Genomic DNA, 18,681 nt, shown 5'->3' with positions numbered 1-18,681 from the left:
GGGATTGGGGTCAGTCCTTGCCCCGACGCAGTCGGGTAAGGCGGGACACCACGGGCACCGAGCCCATCATGACCCTGATCAGCACCAGAAGGGCGATGATCGGGGGAACGTACACCAGCCAGATCGGCGGTCCGCCGGAAGAGTCGCCGGTGTTCGCGGCCTTCCTGGCCTGCACGTTCCGCTGCAAGGCGGGATCGTGGGTGGGGATCGTCTCACCCGGGTTCTTCGCCTTGTAGGGCTTCTGCTTGGTCACCGCCGGGGTCCGGCCGCCGGGGCAGGCCGGGATCCGGTTCACCGCCGGCTGCGCGCGCGGGTACTTGTACTCCAGCGTGGCGAGCCTCTTCAGCGTGACCTGGAAGACGACGTTCAGGACGGGCTGGCCCTGGTCCCTTCCGATCACGTTGTCCAGGACGACCTTGAGCTGCGGCGCCACCGCGAGCGTCCTGCGCAGGTCGTCGAGATAGTTGGGGTCGTAGCTCCCGATGCCCAGGTTGCCGAGCATGTCCACGGTGCAGCCGAAGTCGGGGCCGGTCTTGTCGAGCAGGTCGTTGACGGTGGCGAGCAGGCCGGGGCCGCGGTCGCGCAGTTCGGCGATCTGCCCGCGGACCTGGCTGAGCGCGGCGGTGAGGGCGGCGAGGTTGTCGATCCCGGCGCCGAGCGAGCCGCGGTTCTGGTTCAGCACGTGGGTGATGCGGCCGAGGTCGTTGGTCAGCCCGTCCAGCAGCTCGGTGTTCTGCGCGAACGTCTGGGTGAGGTCGTCGCTGCCGTTGACGATCTGGCGGAGCGAGTCCTCGCGTCCGGCCCATCCGGCGGCGAGCTCCTGGGTGAGCACCTTGGCGTCGTCGGGGTCGATCGCCTTCAGGGTGTCGATGACGGCGCCGAACAGGTCGCCGTACTTCGGCGGGACCTTCGTCTGCGACACCGGGATGACGGTGCCGGGCTTCATCGGCGGGGCGCCGGACCTGCCGGGCCCCGGCGTCAGCTCGACCACCGGCTCGCCCACCGCGGACTTGCGGGCCGCGGCGGCGGTGACCCCCTGCGGGATCCTGACGCCGCGCTCCATGTCCAGCCGGACGACGACCTTGTCCTTCTCCAGCCGCACCGAGTCGATCTTGCCGACCCGCAGGCCGAGGTAGTCGACCTCGAAGTTCGGGTGCAGGCCCGGGGAGGACTCGAACTCCACGGTGATGTGGTACGGCCGGTCGATGAAGTCGAAGCGGACGACGTTGTTGAACGCCCACACGACCATCACCGCGGCGAGCACGCCGAACGCCGCCAGGTTGATCGTCAGCCGTCTGTTCATCCGCGCGGCTCCAGGATCTTGTCGAGGTCCGGCAGGGCGCCCTGGAGCTGCTTGGGGATCTCCGGCGCCGCGGCCTTCTTCTTCTTGGGGCTCTGGCCGAGGCCCGGGAAGATCGGCGTCCCGTCCGGCCACACGATCCGCAGCAGCGGGTAGAGCAGCAGCTGGCCGTCATAGGTGGCCCGGGGCAGCTTGTCGGTGAACTCGACCAGGCCGTCCACCAGCGCCGTGAGCCGCTTGCGGTTGCTGCCGAGCTGCTCCAGGACGGGGTCCAGGTCGCGCAGCAGCGCCCGGAACCGCTGGATGCGCCCCTCCAGCACCTTGTCGTTCAGCTCGCGCGCCGTCATGGTGAGCTTGTCGACCATCTGGATGATCTTGTACTTGTCCTTGTCGAGCAGCCGGGTGGTGCGTTCGAGCTGCTCGGGCGTCTCGCCCAGAGCGTCGCTGCCCTTGGCGAGCGACCGGCCCAGCCGGGCGAACCGGTCGACCGACTCGCCGAGCTCGGCGCGCTGCCTGGCGAACAACCCCAGCAGCGCGCCCGCCTTCGCGATCGTCTTGTTGAGCTTCTCCCCGTTGCCGTCCAGGGCGGTGGCGCCCGCGTTCACGACCGTCGCGACGTCGTCGCCGGCCAGGGCCTGGATCAGCGGCCCGGCCTGCCCGACGACCTGCTCGAACGCCGGCTGGACGCCGGTGTCGGTGATCGCCGTGCCGGTGGCCAGGAACGGGCCGCGGTCCATGCTCGCGCCGGGCGGCATCTGCAGGTCGACGTAGTTCTCGCCGAGCAGCGAGGTCACCTTGATCTCGGCCCGGGTGCCCCGCGGGATCCTGACGTCGTCCTCGATGGACAGCGTCGCCTTCGACCGGTAGCCGGCGAGCTCGACCTTCGTGACGGTGCCGATCGTGATGTCGGACATCTTCACGCTGTGCCCCGCGACGAGGCCCTGCGCGTCGTCGAACGTGGCGGTCAGCTTCAGGCCGCCCTTCGGCGCGCCCGCCGTCTTGTAGGAGCAGCCGGAGACGGCGAGGGCCGCGGCGGCGACGAGCACCAGCAGCAGCCTGCCGCCGGCGGCCGCGCGGCGCCGTCCCGTGATGGCGAGCCTGCCCATCAGTTGCCTCCGTTCTGCCAGGGACAGTTGGAGTTGGGTGCGGGCAGCGGGCATTCGACGTCGTCGGAGTTCATCAGGCCCTTGAGCCAGGTCCGCAGGAACGCGTCCGTGGCGAACCGGATCTGCAGCGACTTGTTCTTCGGGTTGTAGCCGCCGATGAGCGCGTCGCTGATGCCCGGCAGCACGCGGATGAGCTGCGCCAGCTCCCTGGCGTTGCCCTTGAGGATCAGGGCCGTCCGGGTGAGGACCGCCAGGTCGTAGGGCAGGTTCCCCTTGTACTTGCGCAGCAGCTTGTCGCCGTTGCGCGCCAGCTCCAGGATGCCGCTGATCAGCTGCTGCAGCTCGCCGCGCTCGGAGCTCAGCACCTGGCTCGCGGTGCCGAAGTCGCGGATCATCGTGCCGAGGATCTGCTCGCGCCCGCGCACCACCCCGGCCAGCCGGCTGAGGTTCCGCGCGACCTCGATGAGCTCCTGGTCCTGCCCGGCGACGTTCTCGACGAGGCGGGCGCTCTGCTCCAGGGTCGCGTTGAACTCCTTGCCGTTGCCCTTCACCGTGTCGGCGGCCGTGCCGAGCGCGCTCTGCATCTTGGTCGGGTCGAGCGCGTTGGCCAGGTTGGTGAACGAGCTGAGCGCGTCGTCCACCTCGACGGGCACGTGGGTGCGCTCGATCGGGATGACGTCCGCGGTCTCCTTGGCCTCCCCCGGCCTCCAGGCCGGGTGCAGGACGAGGTTGCGCTCGCCGATCAGGTTCAGCGGGACGATCGAGGCCTGCACGCCCTTCGGCAGCGGGACGTCCCGGCGCAGGTGGAACGTGACCTTCACCCGGTCGCCCTGGTTCTCGACCTTGTCGACGAGCCCCACGTCGGCGCCCATCACCTTGACCTTGGACTCCTCGTAGAAGGAGCGGGCCTTCGGGACGTAGACGACCATCGTGCGCTCGCCGCCCGCGGACGGGGCGAGCGAGCAGCCGCCGAGCGAGGCCGTCATGGCGAGGCCGAGCGCGACGGCCACGCCGCGCAGCCGGCCGCGCCCGGGGGCGGAGCCGGAGTCTCCGGGGGGCCGTCCCCCCGTGGCGTCGCCGCTCATCAGTTGCCTCCCTGCGGTCGCCGCGTGGAGATCGGACCGGCCGGCTGCAGCGGGCCGAGCCCGGTGAGGAGGCCCTCGATGTACTGGCCGTTGCCCTTGAGGTTGGCGACCTGCTGGAACGTCGGGCCGAGCAGCGAGAAGTCGGTGTTCAGCGCGTCCATGTTGGGCGCGAGCCTGGTCGTCAGCAGGTGCAGGTTGTCCAGCAGGGTGTCGAGCTCCTTCTGGTTCCTGGAGATCACGTTGGACAGCGTCCGGACGGTCTGGCTGCCCTGCCCGATCGCCGCCGCCAGCTCGTTGCGGCGCCGCACCAGGGACTGGAGCAGCACCTGGCTGGCGTCGATGATCTGGCGCAGCTCCTCGTCCTTGCCCGCCAGCGTCCCGGTGATCGTCTTGCTGTTCTCGATCAGCCGCTGGATCTGCGGATAGGAGTCGTTCAGCGTCCGGGACAGCTCCTGGATGTTGACCAGGATGCGGCGCAGCTTCACCGCGCCCGGCGACTTGATCTTGGTGATCTCGGTGAGCAGCTTGTCGACGCTGCGCTGGTCGAGCTTGCCGACGATGTTCTGCGCGCCCTCCAGGGCCTCCGGCACGGTGAACGGGACGCTGGTGCGCGACAGCGGGATCCGCCGCCGCGACTCCGGCACGTCCGCCAGGTAGGGCTTGGAGACCGGGCCGGACAGCCGCAGGTACCGGCCGCCGAGCAGGGTCGTCGTCTGGATCTCGGCGCGGGTCTTCGGGCCGAGGTCGATGCCGGCGTTCACGTGCCAGGAGACGATGACCCTGCCGTGGGCGAAGTCGGGCTCCACGGCGGTGATCCGGCCGGACTTCACCCCGGCGACCCGCACGTCCTGGCCCTTCTTCAGCCCGGCGGTGTCGCTGAACTCCCCGCTCATCGTGTAGCCGCGGTCGAGCAGGTGCAGCTGGCCGAGGGCGAACGCGAACACGCAGGCCGCGCCGAGCGCGGTCAGGGTGACGATCGCGACGACCTTCTGGTTGACGTCGCGGAGCGACTTGAGCGCCATCAGCCGCCACCCCCCAGCAGCATCTTCCTGAGCTTGGTGAGATCGTCCTTGCTCGGCTGGCCCGCCCCAGGCGACTTCGGCAGCTCCATCGGGAACGGGCAGGGGCCCTGCACCACGTTCAGGCAGAGCGCGTTGGTGCGCAGGTAGTGGCCGCCGTTCGCGGACGCGAACAGCTGCCGGAGGGTCAGCGGGAGCTGCTGCACCATCTTCTCCAGCTGGTCGACGTTCAGCCGGAACGTCTCGCTGAACCTGCCGAGGTTGGCGATGATGCGGGCGAGCTGCGCGTCGTTGCCGCCGAGCACCTGGTTGAGGTTGGTGGTGACGCCCGAGATCTCCACGACCGCGCTCTCCAGCAGCTTGCGGTTGCCCGCGAACACCCGGGTCAGCGACTCCAGGTTGTCGGCGCTGGCCGCGATCTGCCGGTCCCGGGTGGCGATGGCGTCGCTCACCGTCTCGTAGTCGTCGATCATCCCCTTGATCGTCTTCTTCCGGGCCGCGAACGTCTGGAGCAGCATGTCCAGGTTCTCGGTCAGCAGCGAGATGTTCTGCTCGTTGCCGTCCAGCGCCTGGGAGAAGGCGAACAGGATCTTGTTGAGCTGGTTCGGGTCCAGGTTGCGGGTGAGCGGGCCGAGGCTGTTGACGATGTCGCCGAGGTCCACCACCGACCTGGTGCGCGGGACGCGGTCGCCGTCGCCCAGCCTCCCCTGGCTCGACCCGGGCTCCAGGTAGACGACCCGCTGCCCCATCACGTTGCGCCAGCGGATCGCGGCGGTGGAGTCCGACGGCAGCCGGACCTCCTTGTCGACCGCCATCTTCACCACGGCCTTGCCGCGCACCACCTTGATGCCCTCGACCTGTCCGACGGGCGTGCCCGCCACCTTCACGGCGTCGCCCTCCAGCAGGCCGGTGACGTCGTCGAACGTGGCGGACAGCCGGTAGCGGGACTTGAAGCTCGTGCCGAGGATCTGCTGGCCGATGTAGAACGTGAGCAGACCCGTCAGCGCCACGAACACCAGGAACTTCAGGATCGTGGAGTACTCGGGCCCGCGCGCGGTCTTGCCGCGCAGCAGCGGGCTCACGGCCGCGTTCCCGTCGCCGTGCGGCCCGGCCCGCCCGCGCCCGGGAGCGGGACGTCGAACGCGGTCGCCTTGGGCTTGACCGAGCAGACGTCGATGAGGATCTGGCAGATGTCCAGCGGAAGGTCGTCGCGCGCCTGGGCGATCAGGGTGCCCTCCGGGCCGGGGATGCGGATGATCTGCGCCAGCAGGCCGAAGAACCCGGTCAGGCTGTCGAGCAGCACCGGGACGTTGCGGCGCTGCCCGTTGAACACGCGCACCACCTCGCCGCCCGAGTCGATGATCCTGCCGAGGTTGCGGCCGTGCTGCTCCAGGTTCGTGCCGACCGTCTGGCCGAGCCGCGCCGACTCGTCCAGCAGCTGGGTGACCTTGTCGGGCCGCTCGTTGACGACCTGGGCGAGCCGGTTGAAGTCCCCGGCGAACCGGGTGAGGGTGTCGCCGCGCGACGCGAAGGTCCCGGACAGGCCGTTGACGTCGTTCAGCAGCGACTGGATCGCGGCCCCGGTCCCGGTAGGTCGCGTCGACGACGATCGCGCCGTTGTCGATCGTCCGGCGCAGCGCCGGCCCCTGCCCGGAGAGCCCGGCCCCGAACGTGTGCAGGATCGTCGCCACGTCGTCGGGGTTGATCGCCCGCGTGAGCCGGTAGGTGGGCCAGGCCGTGTCCGACAGCTCCTTCGGGTCGTTGGTCTTCGCGATCCGGCCGCCGTCGTCGATGTAGGGGCCGGAGAGCTCGTGCGCGCCGAGGTCGAGGGCGAGGTCCTTCGGGCCGAACACCGAGACCGGCTCGACCGTCGCGATGGCCGTGTCGGCCACCTTGACGCCCTTGTCGACCCGGATCCGGACGGTGACCCTGCCGTTGCCGTCGAGCTTGACCTCCTGGACGTCGCCGACCGCGATCCCGCGGACCTTCACCTCCGACTTGCCCGGGTCGAGGCCCTGCCCGGCGCGGCCGAACGTCGCGTCGTAGTAGGTGGAGCCCGCGTGGGACGGCGTGGACCCGACCGCGACGAACACCGCGGCCGCCGCGATGACGCCGGCGCCGACCAGCCCGAACATCGTCCGGCGGCGGGTGGACAGTGACTCGTCGCTCATCCGGTCAGCCTCACCGTGCTGCCGTGGCCCCAGAAGATGTACGACAGGACCAGGTTCATGAGGATCATCAGGATGGTCGACTCCCGGATGGCGCGGCCGGCGGCGACGCCGACGCCGACCGGGCCGCCCGCCGCGTAGTAGCCGCGGTAGCAGTGGATGAACATGATGATGAAGGCGAACACCGCGACCTTGATGACGCTGTAGAACACGTCGATCGGCGGCAGGTAGAGGTGGAAGTAGTAGTCGTAGATGCCGGGCGAGAGGCCGAAGTACTGGATCGTGATGAACCTCGTGGCGAAGAACGCCATGAACAGCGAGACCAGGTACAGCGGCACCAGGGCGATGACGCCGGCGGCGACCCGGGTGCACACCAGGTAGGCCAGCGAGTTGATGCCCATGACCTCCAGCGCGTCGATCTCCTCGGAGATCCGCATCGCGCCGATCTCGGCGGTGAACCCGGTGCCGACCTGCGCGACCAGCGCGACGCCCGCGATGATCGGGGTGACCTCGCGGACGTTGGAGTAGCTCGCGACCAGTCCGGTGAACGCCTCGGCGCCGATGCGCTCCAGCCCGGGGTAGCCCTGCAGGCCGACCATGGCGCCGGTCGCGAGCGACATCGTCGCGATCACGAAGATCATGCCGCCGCCGATGACCAGCGCGCCCACGCCGACGGTGATGTCGCTGACCTGCTTGGCGAGGGTCTTGCCGTACTTGCGCCGGATGATGATGTCGAACAGCAGGTGGTACAGGACGCGGCCGAGGAACACCGGCAGGTCGGCCGACGCGGCCAGGCCCGCGGTGCGGCCCCGGACGGCGCGGCCCAGCTTGCGGACGGGGGATATGGCGACCATCAGAACCTCGGGGGGAAGAGGACCTGGTAGATCATGGTGAGGATGTAGTTCGTCGCGAACACCACGATCGAGGTGACGACCACGGCCCGGTTCACCGCGCGGCCGACGCCGACGGGGCCGTAGTCGCAGTTCATGCCCATGTAGCAGGCGACTGCGGCGGCGATGAATCCGAACACCCACGCCTTGAACAGCGTGATCATCAGGTCCGAGAACTGCAGCAGGGTGGTGGCGCCGTCGAAGAACGCGCCGGGGCTGACGCCCTGCTGGATGACGTTGAAGTAGTACCCGCCGATGACGCCCGCGAGGATCACCACCGAGCAGAGCAGTCCGGACACCGTGCTCGCCGCCCACAGCCTGGGGGTGACCAGGCGGTGGATCGGGTTGATGCCCATGACCTCCATCGCCGCGAGTTCGTCGCGGATGTTGCGGGCCCCCATGTCGGAGGTGATGGCCGACCCGCCCACGCCGGAGACCAGCAGCGCCGCGGCCAGCGGCGCCACCTGCTGGATCATCGCCGCGGTGAGCAGCGCCCCGGTGCCCGACTGCGCGCCGAGCTGCCGGGCGATGTCGCCCACCTGGAGCGAGATGGTCGCGCCGAGCGGCACGGCGATGAGCATGACCGGCACGCTCGTGACGCGTGCGAGGAACCAGCACTGCTCGACGAATTCGCCCCACCACTGGCGCAGGTCCCAGGTGCGGCGCAGCCCTTCGAGAAGGGTCACGCACAGCAGTCCTGTCTCGTCGAGTGCTCTCCCGACGCGTCTGCGTGCCAGGTCCGGGGCCTTGTTCAGGCTCAGGGCCATCAGCCGGTGCCCTCCCCCGGGGCGGGGTTGAGAAGGGTCACTCCAGCCTCCTTCGTGCTCGGACGTCGGCGCCCATCCGAAACACCGGATCCTGCCGGTACCGCGGAGGCGCCCTCGTCATGCTCGTTCGCGCGCCACAGCGGTCTCGGCCGAGACCGGTACCACAGGCGACTCCGCGCACCCTCCAGAGCACACGGGCTCCGCCTGTGATTTGAGGCACTCTATTGGAAGAAGGTCTAAGAAGCGAGTACTTACATCTGGTTTTGTCCGAAGCTACGATCAGCCGGTGCAGACCGAGGCGCGACGAGGCGTAGAAGACGAGATGGACGACGGCGTGGACCCGCTGGTCATGGGCGTGCGCGACCGCTGGGAGGGCCAGGGCCTGCTCGGCGATCCGTGGCCGTTCCTGGCGATCTGTTCGGTCGGGCGGCTCAACCAGCTGCTCAAGAAGGCCCTGGACGTGGAGCTGAAGCGGCTGGATCTCAGCCAGACCGGCTGGTTCCTGCTGACCACGCTCGCCCTCACCGTCCACGGGCGGGCCCGGCTGAGCACGCTCGGCCGGATCCTGATGATGCACCCCACGACGGTGAAGCTCACCGTGGACCAGCTGGAGGCGGCCGGGCTCGTCGGCCGGACCCCGCATCCCCGCGACCGGCGCGCCACGCTCGTCGAGATCACCGCGACGGGGCGCCAGCGGGCCAACGAGGTGAGCCTGGCGCTGGAAGCGCCCGGCGGCGCGCTCGCGGCGTTCGACGGGATGCACCGCGAGCTGTTCGAGGCGCTGCAGCCCGCGCGCCTGGCCGCGGGCGACGTGGAACTGCTGAACCCCGGCGGGGGACGCGGCCGTGGACGACGGGCCGGGTGAACCGGGTATCGTCCGGCCTGCGTACTTGCTCTTCGAGAGCACCACACCCGGGCGATAAGGCAGTCTTCTCCTATGCCACAGAGTCACGGCACACGCAGACGTCCCGCCGAGGAAGCCGGAGGCGCTACGGGGGGCGCCGGGGGTCGTCGCGGCTCCAGGAGGGCCGGCACGAGGCGCGCCACGCGCGTGCCGGAGCCCCGCGAGTCGTCCGACGGCCACGGCCCGGGAGGACCCTACGGTCCGGAACCGCCGGGGCCTGACGACTCCCCCGCCGCGTACGAGGAGCCGAAGGCGCGCGGTGGCGGGCGGCGCGTGCGGCGGGTCCTCACGAGCAACGTCACCATCACGATCGCGGCGATCGGCGTGGTCGGCGGCGCGCTGACGGTGGTCGACCTCGGCAGCTTCGTCGACGACGCCAGCAAGCCGCCCAAGGCCGCGAGCGCGGGACTGTCCACCAACGACATGCTCGCGAAGCTGACCTCGGCGTCCGACATGGACAAGGTCGCGGCCGACGCGGTCGCCGTCGCCAAGGAGCGCGCCTACAAGGAGCACCAGCGGGAGCTCAAGCGCCTCAAGGAGAAGGCCAAGCGGGACGCGGCGGCGCGCAAGAAGCTCAAGGCCCAGCAGGAGCGCGAGCGGCTCGCCAAGTCGAACCCGAGCGCCGGCCAGAACAAGGCGTACGGCAAGAAGATGAACGAGCTCAAGGGATGGGGCCGCTGCTGGCCGTCCCTGCTGACGCTGTGGAACCACGAGAGCGGCTGGAACGAGCGGGCCGAGAACCCGTCCAGCGGCGCCTACGGCATCCCGCAGGCGCTGCCCGGCTCCAAGCTGGCCAGCTCGGGCCCCGACTGGCGCACCAGCTCCCCCACCCAGATCGCGTGGGGCCTCGGCTACATCAAGGCGCGCTACAAGGACCCGTGCGGCGCCTGGTCCTGGTGGCAGGCGCACAACTGGTACTGAGCCCGGCGGGGCGGCCCGGCCTGGCACCATGGGGGGATGCGGACGAGCAGGGCACGCCGCGCCGGCGACGAGCGGGCGAACGGCACGGGTGAGGGCGCCGGCGGCGAGGGCGGCGGAGGCCGCCAGTGGGCACGCGCCGACGCGACCCGCCAGGCGCTGCTGACCGCGGCGCTGCGGGTCTTCGCCGACCGGGGCTACGCCGACGCGGGCATCGCCGAGATCGTGGAGCGGTCCGGCATCAGCGTCGGCAGCCTCTATCACCACTACGGCGGCAAGGCCGGGCTGTACGTGGCGCTGTGGGAGGACCTCACCGCCGAGCAGGAGGCGAGCGCCGCGCAGGCGGTGTCGGCCGCCCGCAAGGACGGCGAGTCCGACCCGATCGCGCTGTTCATCGCGGGCGCCCGCGCCTACCTGCGGGTGTGCTGGGAGCGGCGCGAGGCGGCCCGGCTGTTCCTCGCCGGGGAGGGCCCGTCCGGGTCGTCGCTGATGCGCCGCAGCCGCGCCCAGCACTGGATCGCGCAGAACACCAAGCTGCTGCGCGGCCCGTCCGGCGACGCGCCCGCCGGGCGTCCCGAGCAGGTGCTGAGCCTCGTGCTCACCACGGTGATCGGCGAGGCCGGACGGGAGATCGCCACCGCCGAGAACGAGGCGGAGGCCGCCGAGATCATCGACGAGGTGTGCCGCATCCTGATCCGGCTGGCCCGCTGACCTCCTGGGCGCGGGGCCTCCGCCGGCGCCATGGCGGACTCCGGAAGCCGTGTCCCGGCGGACGCGGCGGTCAGGGGCGGGCGGTGTGGACCCGGCGGACGGAGAGCCGGATCGGGGGGACCGGCTGGAGCGGGCGCGGATGCCGGGCACGGGCGGGCTGCGGCGGGAGCGTGCGGAGCCGGGCCGCGGTGGGGCGCTTGTCGGCGACTCGCGAGCCGGCGGCGCGCAGGCGGCGGCGCGCGGCGAGCGGGACGCGGCCGCCGGAGCGCCGGATCAGCCGCATCCGGAGCAGCAGGAGCACCACCCCGGCCCCCAGGGCGGCGAGGAACCCCGCCTGGAGCGCGGTCAGCTCCTCGACGGTGAACGGCTCGGGGGGAAGCTCGCGCAGATTCGACACCGGGACGAGGGGCCCGGAGTCCGGCGCGATCTGCGGGGACTCGGCGGGCACGATCGGCGGCAGCGCCACCTGCGGCCCGGTCATGCCGGCCAGCGGGTCGAAGTCGGGCGGGGTCAGCGGCGGGACGCCGGGCGTCGTCGGGCCGAGCCCCGGCGGCAGCGCCCCGGACGCGGATGTGATGATCAGCTTGTAGCTGCGGAACACGCTCCTGGCATTGGCCGCCGAGACCGCCGCACGCAGGGTGATCACGCCGGGCTCCGCACCGGACGGGGCCCGCACGGTCGCGATCGCGGAGGCGCCGCCGGATCCGGCACTGCCGAGGGACTGCGTCCGGGGACCGACCGTGGCACCCGAGGCCGACATCCGCAGGACGATCCCGTTCGCGGTGGCGTTCGCCGACGCCACCCGCACGGTCGCGGTTACCGAGCCGCCGGGCCGCATCGTCGCCGCCGACACCGTCAGCCCCAGGGACAGTACCGGCGTCCTGGGCTTGCCCGGGCCGGTCGGCGGACTCGTCGGCGGATGAGTGGGCGGCTTCGTGGGGGGATCGGTCGGCGGATTCGTCGGCGGGTCGGTCGGCGGATCGGTGGGCGGGTCCGTCGGCGGGTCGGTGGGCGGATCGGTGGGCGGATCGGTCGGTGGATCGGTGGGCGGATCGGTGGGCGGATCGGTCGGTGGATCGGTGGGCGGATCGGTCGGCGGATCCGTCGGCGGATCCGTCGGCGTTTCGGTGACGGTGGTGGTCGGCGTGGGGGCCGGCTCGTCCGCGAGTACCGGATGGACGCCCGCCATGCCGATGAGCGTCACCGCTCCGAATCCGGCCAGGAGCGAAGCCGATCGTGAACGCACCCCGAACGCACCTCCACCGCATTGCGACTACTCCACCGAATTGCGCTGGATTGGATGGAAGCATGCAGCGATTCGGGGAATCAACCCCGCAGGTCAAGGTTCGCTTCAGGTGCTCATATCGCGCCGATCGGATATTGGGCGATTATCAATCGGTGCTCGTTCCCGCGCGACGGCGCCATTCCATGCGACACCCGTGCCGGGCGGCGGGGCGGCGCGTTCGCGCAACCGCGTCGCACGCAGCACGGCCTCGATCGCGAAGCGCGCCTCGCGGTCGGTCAGCCGGTCGCCCAGGACTCCTTCGACCTGCCGCATCCGGTAGCGGACGGTCTGTGGGTGGATGCCGAGCTCCCTGGCGATGTCGTTGGCGGTGCCGCGGGTCACCAGCCAGGCGTACAGGGTCTCCAGCAGGCGGTCGCGCTGCCGTTGACTGAAGCCGCCCATCTCACCGAGGTGGCGGTGCGCGAGCTGGTCGATGAGGGCCTGGTCGGAGAGCAGCCAGAGGGTGATGAGGTGCTCCTCGCAGTCGGTCACCGGGGCGTCCTCGATCACACCGGTCTCCACCAGGCCGAGGGCGCACCGCGCCCAGCGCAGCGAGTCGGCGACGCCCGCGATCGGCACGGTGAGGCCCATGACGAGCTGCCCGTCGGGCAGGACGCGGAGCAGGGATCGCCGGCGCTCCGGGGTCGGCCTTCCGGGAACGACCAGGAACGGCTGGGTGGCGCTGAGGTCGGCGAGCACGTCCTCGTCCAGGACGGTCCGGACGTACCGGGCGCCGGGAGGGGCCACGACGGCGGTCGCCTCGTCCGGCAGCGGCCATCCCGCCCGTTCGGCGGCCTCGGCCAGGACGCGGGACGACACGTCGCGGCGGAGCAGGAGCTCCAGCAGGCGGCGGCGGTGCGCCTCGGCCTCGCCGTCCGGGCGGGCGTCCAGGTAACCCTCCAGCGCGAGCGCGGCCAGTTCGTCGATGTAGGCGAAGAGCGCGTCGGCGAGCTGGGCCATCACCTCGGGCGACAGTCGCCGGCGCGGCCCGACCTTCATGATGCGCCGCCACGCGACCTGGACGCCGATGCGCAGCGCGGCCTGGAGGGTGTCGAGCGTCCGGCCCTCCTGGGCCTCGAAGCGGCCGAGCCTGCGGTAGGTCTCCCGGTGGCGCGCGCTCGGTTCCAGCGGGTTGGCGATCCGGTCGACGAAGTCCGTCAGGGCACGGTCGACCCCGATGCGCAGTGCCTCGACGTAGGGGCCCTTGAGGGGCCGCCCGTACTCGGGGATCGACCGGCGCACCTCGTCGATGATCTCCCCAGCCAGGCTGGGCAGTTCCGGCCGCATCAGCAGGGCGAGCCGGCGCGGCAGCCGGCTCGGGCGACTCGCCGCCTCCCGCGTCAACGTCCGCTGTGCCATGGGGTCGGCACACCTCCAGACACCGCCATCGCGAACGAGGGGAATTCCGGGCGGGGCACCCGTTCGTACGGATGATCGGCCATATGGCGTCAAGACCGAGGGCACGCCGAGCGGGGACCCTGCGCACCCTCCGCATTCCGTGAGCTGAAACACGTTGAACTTAGATCATACGAAATCCGGGAAGGTAAAGGGAAGGCAAATTCGGCAGGCTGTGGCCCTGTCGTCACTTTCAGCGCCCAATAGGGGCGGGTTCATTTCAGCGCGGGGTCGCGCTCCCGCAACCGGTACGCGCGCAGCACCGCGTCCAGCACGAAACGCGCCGCCGGGTCGGCGAGCTGCCGGTCGAATTCCGTGCTGATCTGCCGCATCCGGTACCGGACGGTCTGCGGGTGCAGCCGGAGCCGCTGCGCCGCCTCCACCGCGTTCCCTTGCGCGTCCAGCCACGCGCACAGGGTTTCGGTCACGCGCTTACGCCGGGTCCGCGGCATTTCCGCCAGCGCGCCCAGTTCCCGGCGGGCGAGCTGCTCGAGCAGCGGTCCGTCCGAGAGCAGCCACAGCTCCAGCAGGTGCCGCTCGCACAGCGTGGGGCCGCCGTCCTCCAGACAGCCCGCCTCCACGAGCGCCAGCGCCCGGCGCGCCCAGCGCAGCGAGTCGGCCGCCTCCCCCAGCGGGACGGTCAGCCCCACCGCGTGGCGGCGCTCGGGCAGGGCGCGGCTCAGCATCGCCGCGCGCTCCGCGCCGTATCCGCCGGGGATGAGCAGGTGGGGCTCGGTGTCCGCGAGGTTGACGAGCACGTCGCGGTCCATCGCCTCCCGGACGCACCGCGCGCGCGCCGGCATCGCGACCATCGTCACCGTGCGCGGCACCGCCCAGCCGGCGGCCTCGGCGGCCTCGGCGAGCGCACCGCTCGCCGCGCCGGGCCCGAGCACCATGCGCAGCAGCCGCCGGTGGTCGCCGGGCAGCTCGTCGGCCGACGACCGGACCTCCAGGTAGCCCTCGACCGACAGGGAGGCCAGCTCGTCGATGTAGGCGAACAGCGCCTCGGCCAGCCGCGTCGTCACCTCCGCGGGCAGCCGCCGCGTCCGCGCCACGGCCGCCACCCGCCGCCACGCGACCTGCACCCCGACCCGGTAGGCCGCCTGCAGGGCGTCCAGCGTGCGCCCCTGGTAGGCCTCGCCGCGACCGAGTTCCCGGCACAGCTCGTCGCGCCGCTCGTAGCCGTCGACGCCGCCGGAGACCTGGTCGACGAAGGCCGCCATGGCCTGCTCGACGGTGATCCGGTACGCGGCCGGTTCGGGCCTCCCCTCCTGCCGCGCGTACTCGGGCACCGACCGCTGGACCTCCTCGAGGATCTCCTCGGCCAGCGAGGGCAGCTCGGCACTCAGAATGGCGATGACCTGTGGCGGGAGAGCTCCGGGACGCTTCCCTCCCCCAACGAGGGCCCTCGTCATTCATTCCTCCCGCGCACCGTTCTCAAGAAAAGCCTCGACAGAATGTAACTCACACCACGGCCGCCGCACATCATTACGGAGGAGATCTCGCACCTGAATGGCCGCGAAACTCACCGGCGAACAAAAATGGCCGGATCGAATGATCAGTCGGAGACAATCCGGAGAAGCACCGCGCCCCGGCGTCGCCGCATCAAAACCCCGAAGACGAATACATCTCGCTCGGATCGGAGTGCTTCAAGGACGGGACGACATCACGGCGGTACCGTGCCCGCGGGATCGCCGCGGGCACGGTACCGGTCGAACGGGCTCGGCCTCAGAGCTGGCTGTAGTTCTTCGACACGAGGTACTCGTTCTGGATCATCGTGTTCTTGCCGGCCGCCGAGGGGAATCCACCCACCTGGTTGACCAGCCAGTCGGCGACGCCGCCGCCGAACAGGCAGCCCTTGGCGCCGGGCACCGCGAACGAGTTGCCGACGTGCTTGGCCTGCAGCACCGGCGGCGTCGAGTCCGGCCGCGCGATCGAGAGACCCTCGCCGGTGATGGGCGTGTTGGGGGCCGGAGGGCTGGTGGTCCCGGTGGTGAGGGCCACCCTGATCGGGTTGCTGTTGGTGCCGACCGTGCAGTTGCTTCCGAGGAACGGGTTGATGAGCCGGACCTTCAGCCCGATGTTGATCTCGAAGCTGCTGCTGACCGGCATCTCGAAGACGCCGGCGTACTCGACCTTGGCGTACACGGCCGACAGGAGCGGGTCACCGAACAGGCCCGGGCTGGACGAGCATCTTCGGGGCGTTGATCGCGCCGAAGACCGTCTTGGTCTCGAAGGTGCTGGGGTTGAAGGTGTTCGCCCAGGTGATCCTGATCGGCTCCTCGATCTTCTGGTCGAAGCTGCCGACCTTGAACGTGCCGCTGGTGACGACACCCACCCAGCACTGCGAGTAGTCCGGCGACGCACCGTCCGGGAGGGGCGGGCAGTCGGAGAAGCTGAAGCTCGACGGAATCGGGTCCGGGTTGGCCGCCGAAGCGGGGGAGGCCAGGCCGAGGCTGAGCAGCGCAGCACCGAGCACGGCGGGAAGCGCCAGCCGGGAACTGCTTCTCCGGAAACGAATGGACTTCACCAGTTCGTCCTTTCTTCTTGCTGGGAGAAACGGACACAGAGCGCCGGACAGCCACAGTGTGATCCCAGCCGACGCGGAACCGTGAAGCGGATCCCCAACGAGACAGATCCTCGATTCCCAATCGGAGAATAATACTGAAACAATGCCGTTTCAATACACCACAACGCACGAGCATGGAGATTTTCTCGCCTTGTAAGCGAATATCAATGACGGCGGCCCGGGAGTAGCCGGTATTGTCATCGACCGCATATCACTGGGAGCGCCGGCCCCTCCGCCCGGACCCTTCGCCCGCCTGCTTCATATGGCGGGGAGCGAGAGGAGCCACCGTACTCGCCGCAGGCCGGCGACGGCCTGCAGCGAGCCGGCCTGGCCCTGCCGTCGCCCGGGGTGGTGCGGGCAACGATGCGACCAGTCCTGGAGGGCCCCGGAGGCTTCCGGAACGACATCAGATCGCGCCGGAACGAGAGGCCCATGGCGAGGGGAAGGTCCGGTCAGGGCGAGGTGATCCGCTGAGTCGGATGGAAGACGAAATCGCCCTTGTATGAATTGAAGACGCTGAGGAAGTCCGTGAACCCCGGGATCTCGCACGTCGACTTCCCCGACGGCTTCAACGTGTGCGAGTTCATGGAGAAGGTCCCGTTGTCATAGGAGCCTTCGAGAAGCCCGGGAACCTCACGCTGCCCCGGGAGGAAGATTCCCCCCAGGTTGTGGGATATCCGCAGCGTGCACCGCCCCCCTCCGCCGACGTCCACGGTCGCGTCGAGCACGACGCCGTTGATCCTCATCGCCGGTCGCCCGGTCGCCGCATCGATGGTCATGTTCAGCCACAACGAGCCGTCCTGCGTGACCTCGCCCCTCACCGGGTGGACGGTGCCGTCCGACGCCTCCACCTCGCAGCCGTGGAGGGACATGTCGCCCTTGCCCAGCCTGAAGCGCGACTGCCACCGTCCCCGTTCGAGATCGAGCCGCATGGTCGCCGACTCGCACCTGAACTCCGCGTTGTCCCCGGCGTATCCCAGGGTGAACGGCTTCGCGACCGCGGTGACGACCCCGCCCGGCGCCACGGTGAAGGTCTGAGGAAACGCCCCGGCGCCGTCCACGCAACGGTTGCCAGTGGTGACCTCGCACCAGAGTCCCGATTCGAGATTCGCATAGTTTCCCGCTCCGGAGACACTCGCGGTAAGGATCGGGCTGAGATCTTCGGTCACTCCGCAGCCGGAGAAGGAAGGGATCGTGACGTTCTGGGCGATAAGCGGCTGCCCGCTCTCGTACTGAGTCGTCCCTGTTCTCAGCGTCCCCATGAATCCAGTCGCGGAAAGCGAGGTGGGGCTGGTCATGCATTTGGTGCCGAGATCGAGGGGAACTCCGTTGACCTCGGCCTTACCCGCTTTGATGCGCACGTATGCACTGGCTTTGAGCTGTTGCCTGTCGACAGTCGGACCCGAGATATCAAGTTCAGTCGAAAGCTGCTGGAGAATCCGCATGTTGCCGGTGATCGGACCGGTCCCGCCGCCCCGCGGGGAGCCGACCTGAACAGCTTCTGCCACCGCGCGTGTCGGCATGAAGCCGAAACCCAGCATCGTGGCGGGGGTCGGATAGGTTCGGTTGATGAAGTATCCGCGAAAATCCGTCCAGTTCGGTCCGAAGAATATGTTCCCCATATAGCTTTCGGTCAGTGCCCGAACATTGTTCTCGAAAGCAACGGGAGCGGCGTTTCCAACTTTCTTGATGTTGAAGAACCCCGTCGCCTTGACGCAGTACATCAGTCCATCACCGGTGTCGGCGTTCAGGCCGTCCGGATTTGTCGGGGATTCGAAGATCTTCGCTAGTTCGGGATCGTCGCTGATGGCGTACCGCGGATCCTGCCCCCGCGCAGGGATCAGCTTGCACAATCCCTCCGGGAAGGCGGTGGGCTGACGGGGGGCCGCGCTCGACGCGCCGGGGATCACCGGCTCGTTCGCGCGCCGCACCCGCAGGCTTCCGAGCACCGGAGCCTTCTCCGCCGCGCAATGCAGCGCCAGTTCGGGCGCCTCCTTCCCCGTCGCCGCGTCACCCGGCACCAGCGACAAGTCGACCGCCCCGGCGGACCATGAGAGCTCGCCCGGCGCTTCGGGGACCACCGGCGGCGCCACCCCGCTGCCGGTCAGGTGCACGGCCCCCTCACCCCGTGACGGCGTGGCCGCCAGAGCGAAGGCCGGCCACCCGGCGCGCCGGTCGCCCCCTGGCCCGTGGAGCGCGACCTGGATCTCCGCGACGCCTCCGAGCGCGGGGGAAGGCGTGGACGAGGGGGAGGCGCTCGTCGCCGGTGGTGTCGACGCCCAGGCGGGGGAAGCCGCCGAGACCTCTTTCACCAACTCGGGCGGGAGACCGACGTCGATCTTGATGGTGCCCAGCTGGACCGGCTGGCCGACGGCCCCGGCCGACGGGACGGTCGTTTCGATCCGCAGTGCCACATCGTGCGTTCCGGACTTGCCGGAGCAGACGAGCCCCGTGTCGAAGCCGATGCCCGCGATCGCCGGCGGGACCGCCACCAATGCGCCGCCGCTCACGGCAAGGCCCGCGACCGCGGCGAGCCGGGCGGCGCCTCGGAACATCCGATGCAT

The 18,681-nt window shown here is 70.2% G+C and carries 16 protein-coding genes and 2 pseudogenes; 3 read left to right on the top strand and 15 right to left on the bottom strand.

What is annotated here, in order from left to right; translation table 11 throughout:
* Positions 1-10: 10 nt before the first annotated feature.
* The 9 genes and pseudogenes from BJY14_RS29230 to BJY14_RS29195 form a co-directional block, all read right to left on the bottom strand.
* A complete protein-coding gene (locus tag BJY14_RS29230) occupies positions 11-1,303 on the bottom strand; it encodes an MCE family protein (protein WP_179846540.1) in 1,293 nt (430 codons plus the stop codon).
* Positions 1,300-2,406 (bottom strand): MlaD family protein, encoded by a 1,107-nt coding sequence (locus BJY14_RS29225; RefSeq protein WP_179846539.1) that lies wholly within the window; start codon positions 2,404-2,406, stop codon positions 1,300-1,302. Before BJY14_RS29225 ends, BJY14_RS29230 begins: the two co-directional genes overlap by 4 nt.
* The gene (locus tag BJY14_RS29220) at positions 2,406-3,491 is read right to left on the bottom strand and encodes an MCE family protein (protein ID WP_179846538.1); all 1,086 of its coding nucleotides are present in this window, start codon (positions 3,489-3,491) and stop codon (positions 2,406-2,408) included. The genes BJY14_RS29225 and BJY14_RS29220 overlap by 1 nt, the downstream gene beginning before the upstream one ends.
* Complete coding sequence (locus BJY14_RS29215; protein WP_179846537.1) at positions 3,491-4,513, bottom strand: MCE family protein; 1,023 nt, start codon at positions 4,511-4,513, stop codon at positions 3,491-3,493. Before BJY14_RS29215 ends, BJY14_RS29220 begins: the two co-directional genes overlap by 1 nt.
* A pseudogene (locus tag BJY14_RS29210) lies at positions 4,513-5,517 on the bottom strand (MCE family protein); the annotation flags it as partial. The gene BJY14_RS29215 and the pseudogene BJY14_RS29210, both read right to left, overlap by 1 nt.
* A 71-nt stretch (positions 5,518-5,588) precedes the next feature.
* Entirely contained in the window at positions 5,589-5,843 is a 255-nt protein-coding gene (locus tag BJY14_RS45745) for a hypothetical protein (protein WP_246397878.1), read from the bottom strand.
* A gap of 550 nt (positions 5,844-6,393) precedes the next feature.
* Positions 6,394-6,645 (bottom strand): annotated as a pseudogene (locus BJY14_RS45740) (MlaD family protein); the annotation flags it as partial.
* A gap of 32 nt (positions 6,646-6,677) precedes the next feature.
* On the bottom strand, positions 6,678-7,532 hold the full coding sequence (locus BJY14_RS29200; RefSeq protein ID WP_179846536.1) for an ABC transporter permease: 855 nt from the start codon (positions 7,530-7,532) through the stop codon (positions 6,678-6,680).
* Positions 7,532-8,335: an MlaE family ABC transporter permease gene (locus BJY14_RS29195; RefSeq protein ID WP_179846535.1), complete on the bottom strand. Its 804-nt coding sequence runs from the start codon at positions 8,333-8,335 to the stop codon at positions 7,532-7,534. Before BJY14_RS29195 ends, BJY14_RS29200 begins: the two co-directional genes overlap by 1 nt.
* A 322-nt stretch (positions 8,336-8,657) precedes the next feature.
* Between BJY14_RS29195 and BJY14_RS29190 the strand changes: the two genes are divergently transcribed.
* The 3 genes from BJY14_RS29190 to BJY14_RS29180 all read left to right on the top strand — a co-directional run bounded on the left by BJY14_RS29190 (position 8,658) and on the right by BJY14_RS29180 (position 10,868).
* Positions 8,658-9,200, top strand: a complete 543-nt coding sequence (locus BJY14_RS29190; RefSeq protein ID WP_179849706.1) for a MarR family winged helix-turn-helix transcriptional regulator — start codon at positions 8,658-8,660, stop codon at positions 9,198-9,200.
* Between the two features lie 186 nt (positions 9,201-9,386).
* Positions 9,387-10,160: an aggregation-promoting factor C-terminal-like domain-containing protein gene (locus tag BJY14_RS29185; protein ID WP_312879462.1), complete on the top strand. Its 774-nt coding sequence runs from the start codon at positions 9,387-9,389 to the stop codon at positions 10,158-10,160.
* A 36-nt stretch (positions 10,161-10,196) separates the two neighbouring features.
* Positions 10,197-10,868: a TetR/AcrR family transcriptional regulator gene (locus BJY14_RS29180; RefSeq protein ID WP_179846533.1), complete on the top strand. Its 672-nt coding sequence runs from the start codon at positions 10,197-10,199 to the stop codon at positions 10,866-10,868.
* A gap of 70 nt (positions 10,869-10,938) precedes the next feature.
* On the opposite strand, the gene BJY14_RS29175 is transcribed toward BJY14_RS29180, so the two are convergent.
* The 6 genes from BJY14_RS29175 to BJY14_RS29155 form a co-directional block, all read right to left on the bottom strand.
* Positions 10,939-12,114, bottom strand: coding sequence for a hypothetical protein (locus BJY14_RS29175; protein ID WP_179846532.1), 1,176 nt, complete (start codon positions 12,112-12,114; stop codon positions 10,939-10,941).
* 105 nt (positions 12,115-12,219) lie between these two features.
* Positions 12,220-13,512, bottom strand: a complete 1,293-nt coding sequence (locus tag BJY14_RS29170) for a PucR family transcriptional regulator (RefSeq protein ID WP_179846531.1) — start codon at positions 13,510-13,512, stop codon at positions 12,220-12,222.
* 251 nt (positions 13,513-13,763) lie between these two features.
* Entirely contained in the window at positions 13,764-14,963 is a 1,200-nt protein-coding gene (locus tag BJY14_RS29165; protein ID WP_179846530.1) for a PucR family transcriptional regulator, read from the bottom strand.
* A 313-nt stretch (positions 14,964-15,276) separates the two neighbouring features.
* Positions 15,277-15,696: a hypothetical protein gene (locus BJY14_RS45735; RefSeq protein ID WP_246396150.1), complete on the bottom strand. Its 420-nt coding sequence runs from the start codon at positions 15,694-15,696 to the stop codon at positions 15,277-15,279.
* 16 nt (positions 15,697-15,712) lie between these two features.
* Positions 15,713-16,078, bottom strand: coding sequence for a hypothetical protein (locus tag BJY14_RS45730; protein ID WP_246396148.1), 366 nt, complete (start codon positions 16,076-16,078; stop codon positions 15,713-15,715).
* 491 nt (positions 16,079-16,569) lie between these two features.
* Positions 16,570-18,681, bottom strand: coding sequence for a DUF6801 domain-containing protein (locus tag BJY14_RS29155; protein ID WP_179846529.1), 2,112 nt, complete (start codon positions 18,679-18,681; stop codon positions 16,570-16,572).

This window comes from Actinomadura luteofluorescens (genome assembly GCF_013409365.1).
Classification (GTDB): domain Bacteria; phylum Actinomycetota; class Actinomycetes; order Streptosporangiales; family Streptosporangiaceae; genus Spirillospora; species Spirillospora luteofluorescens.
The sequence above is the reverse complement of the archived record's forward strand: the minus strand, read 5'-3'. Positions and strand labels throughout refer to the sequence as shown.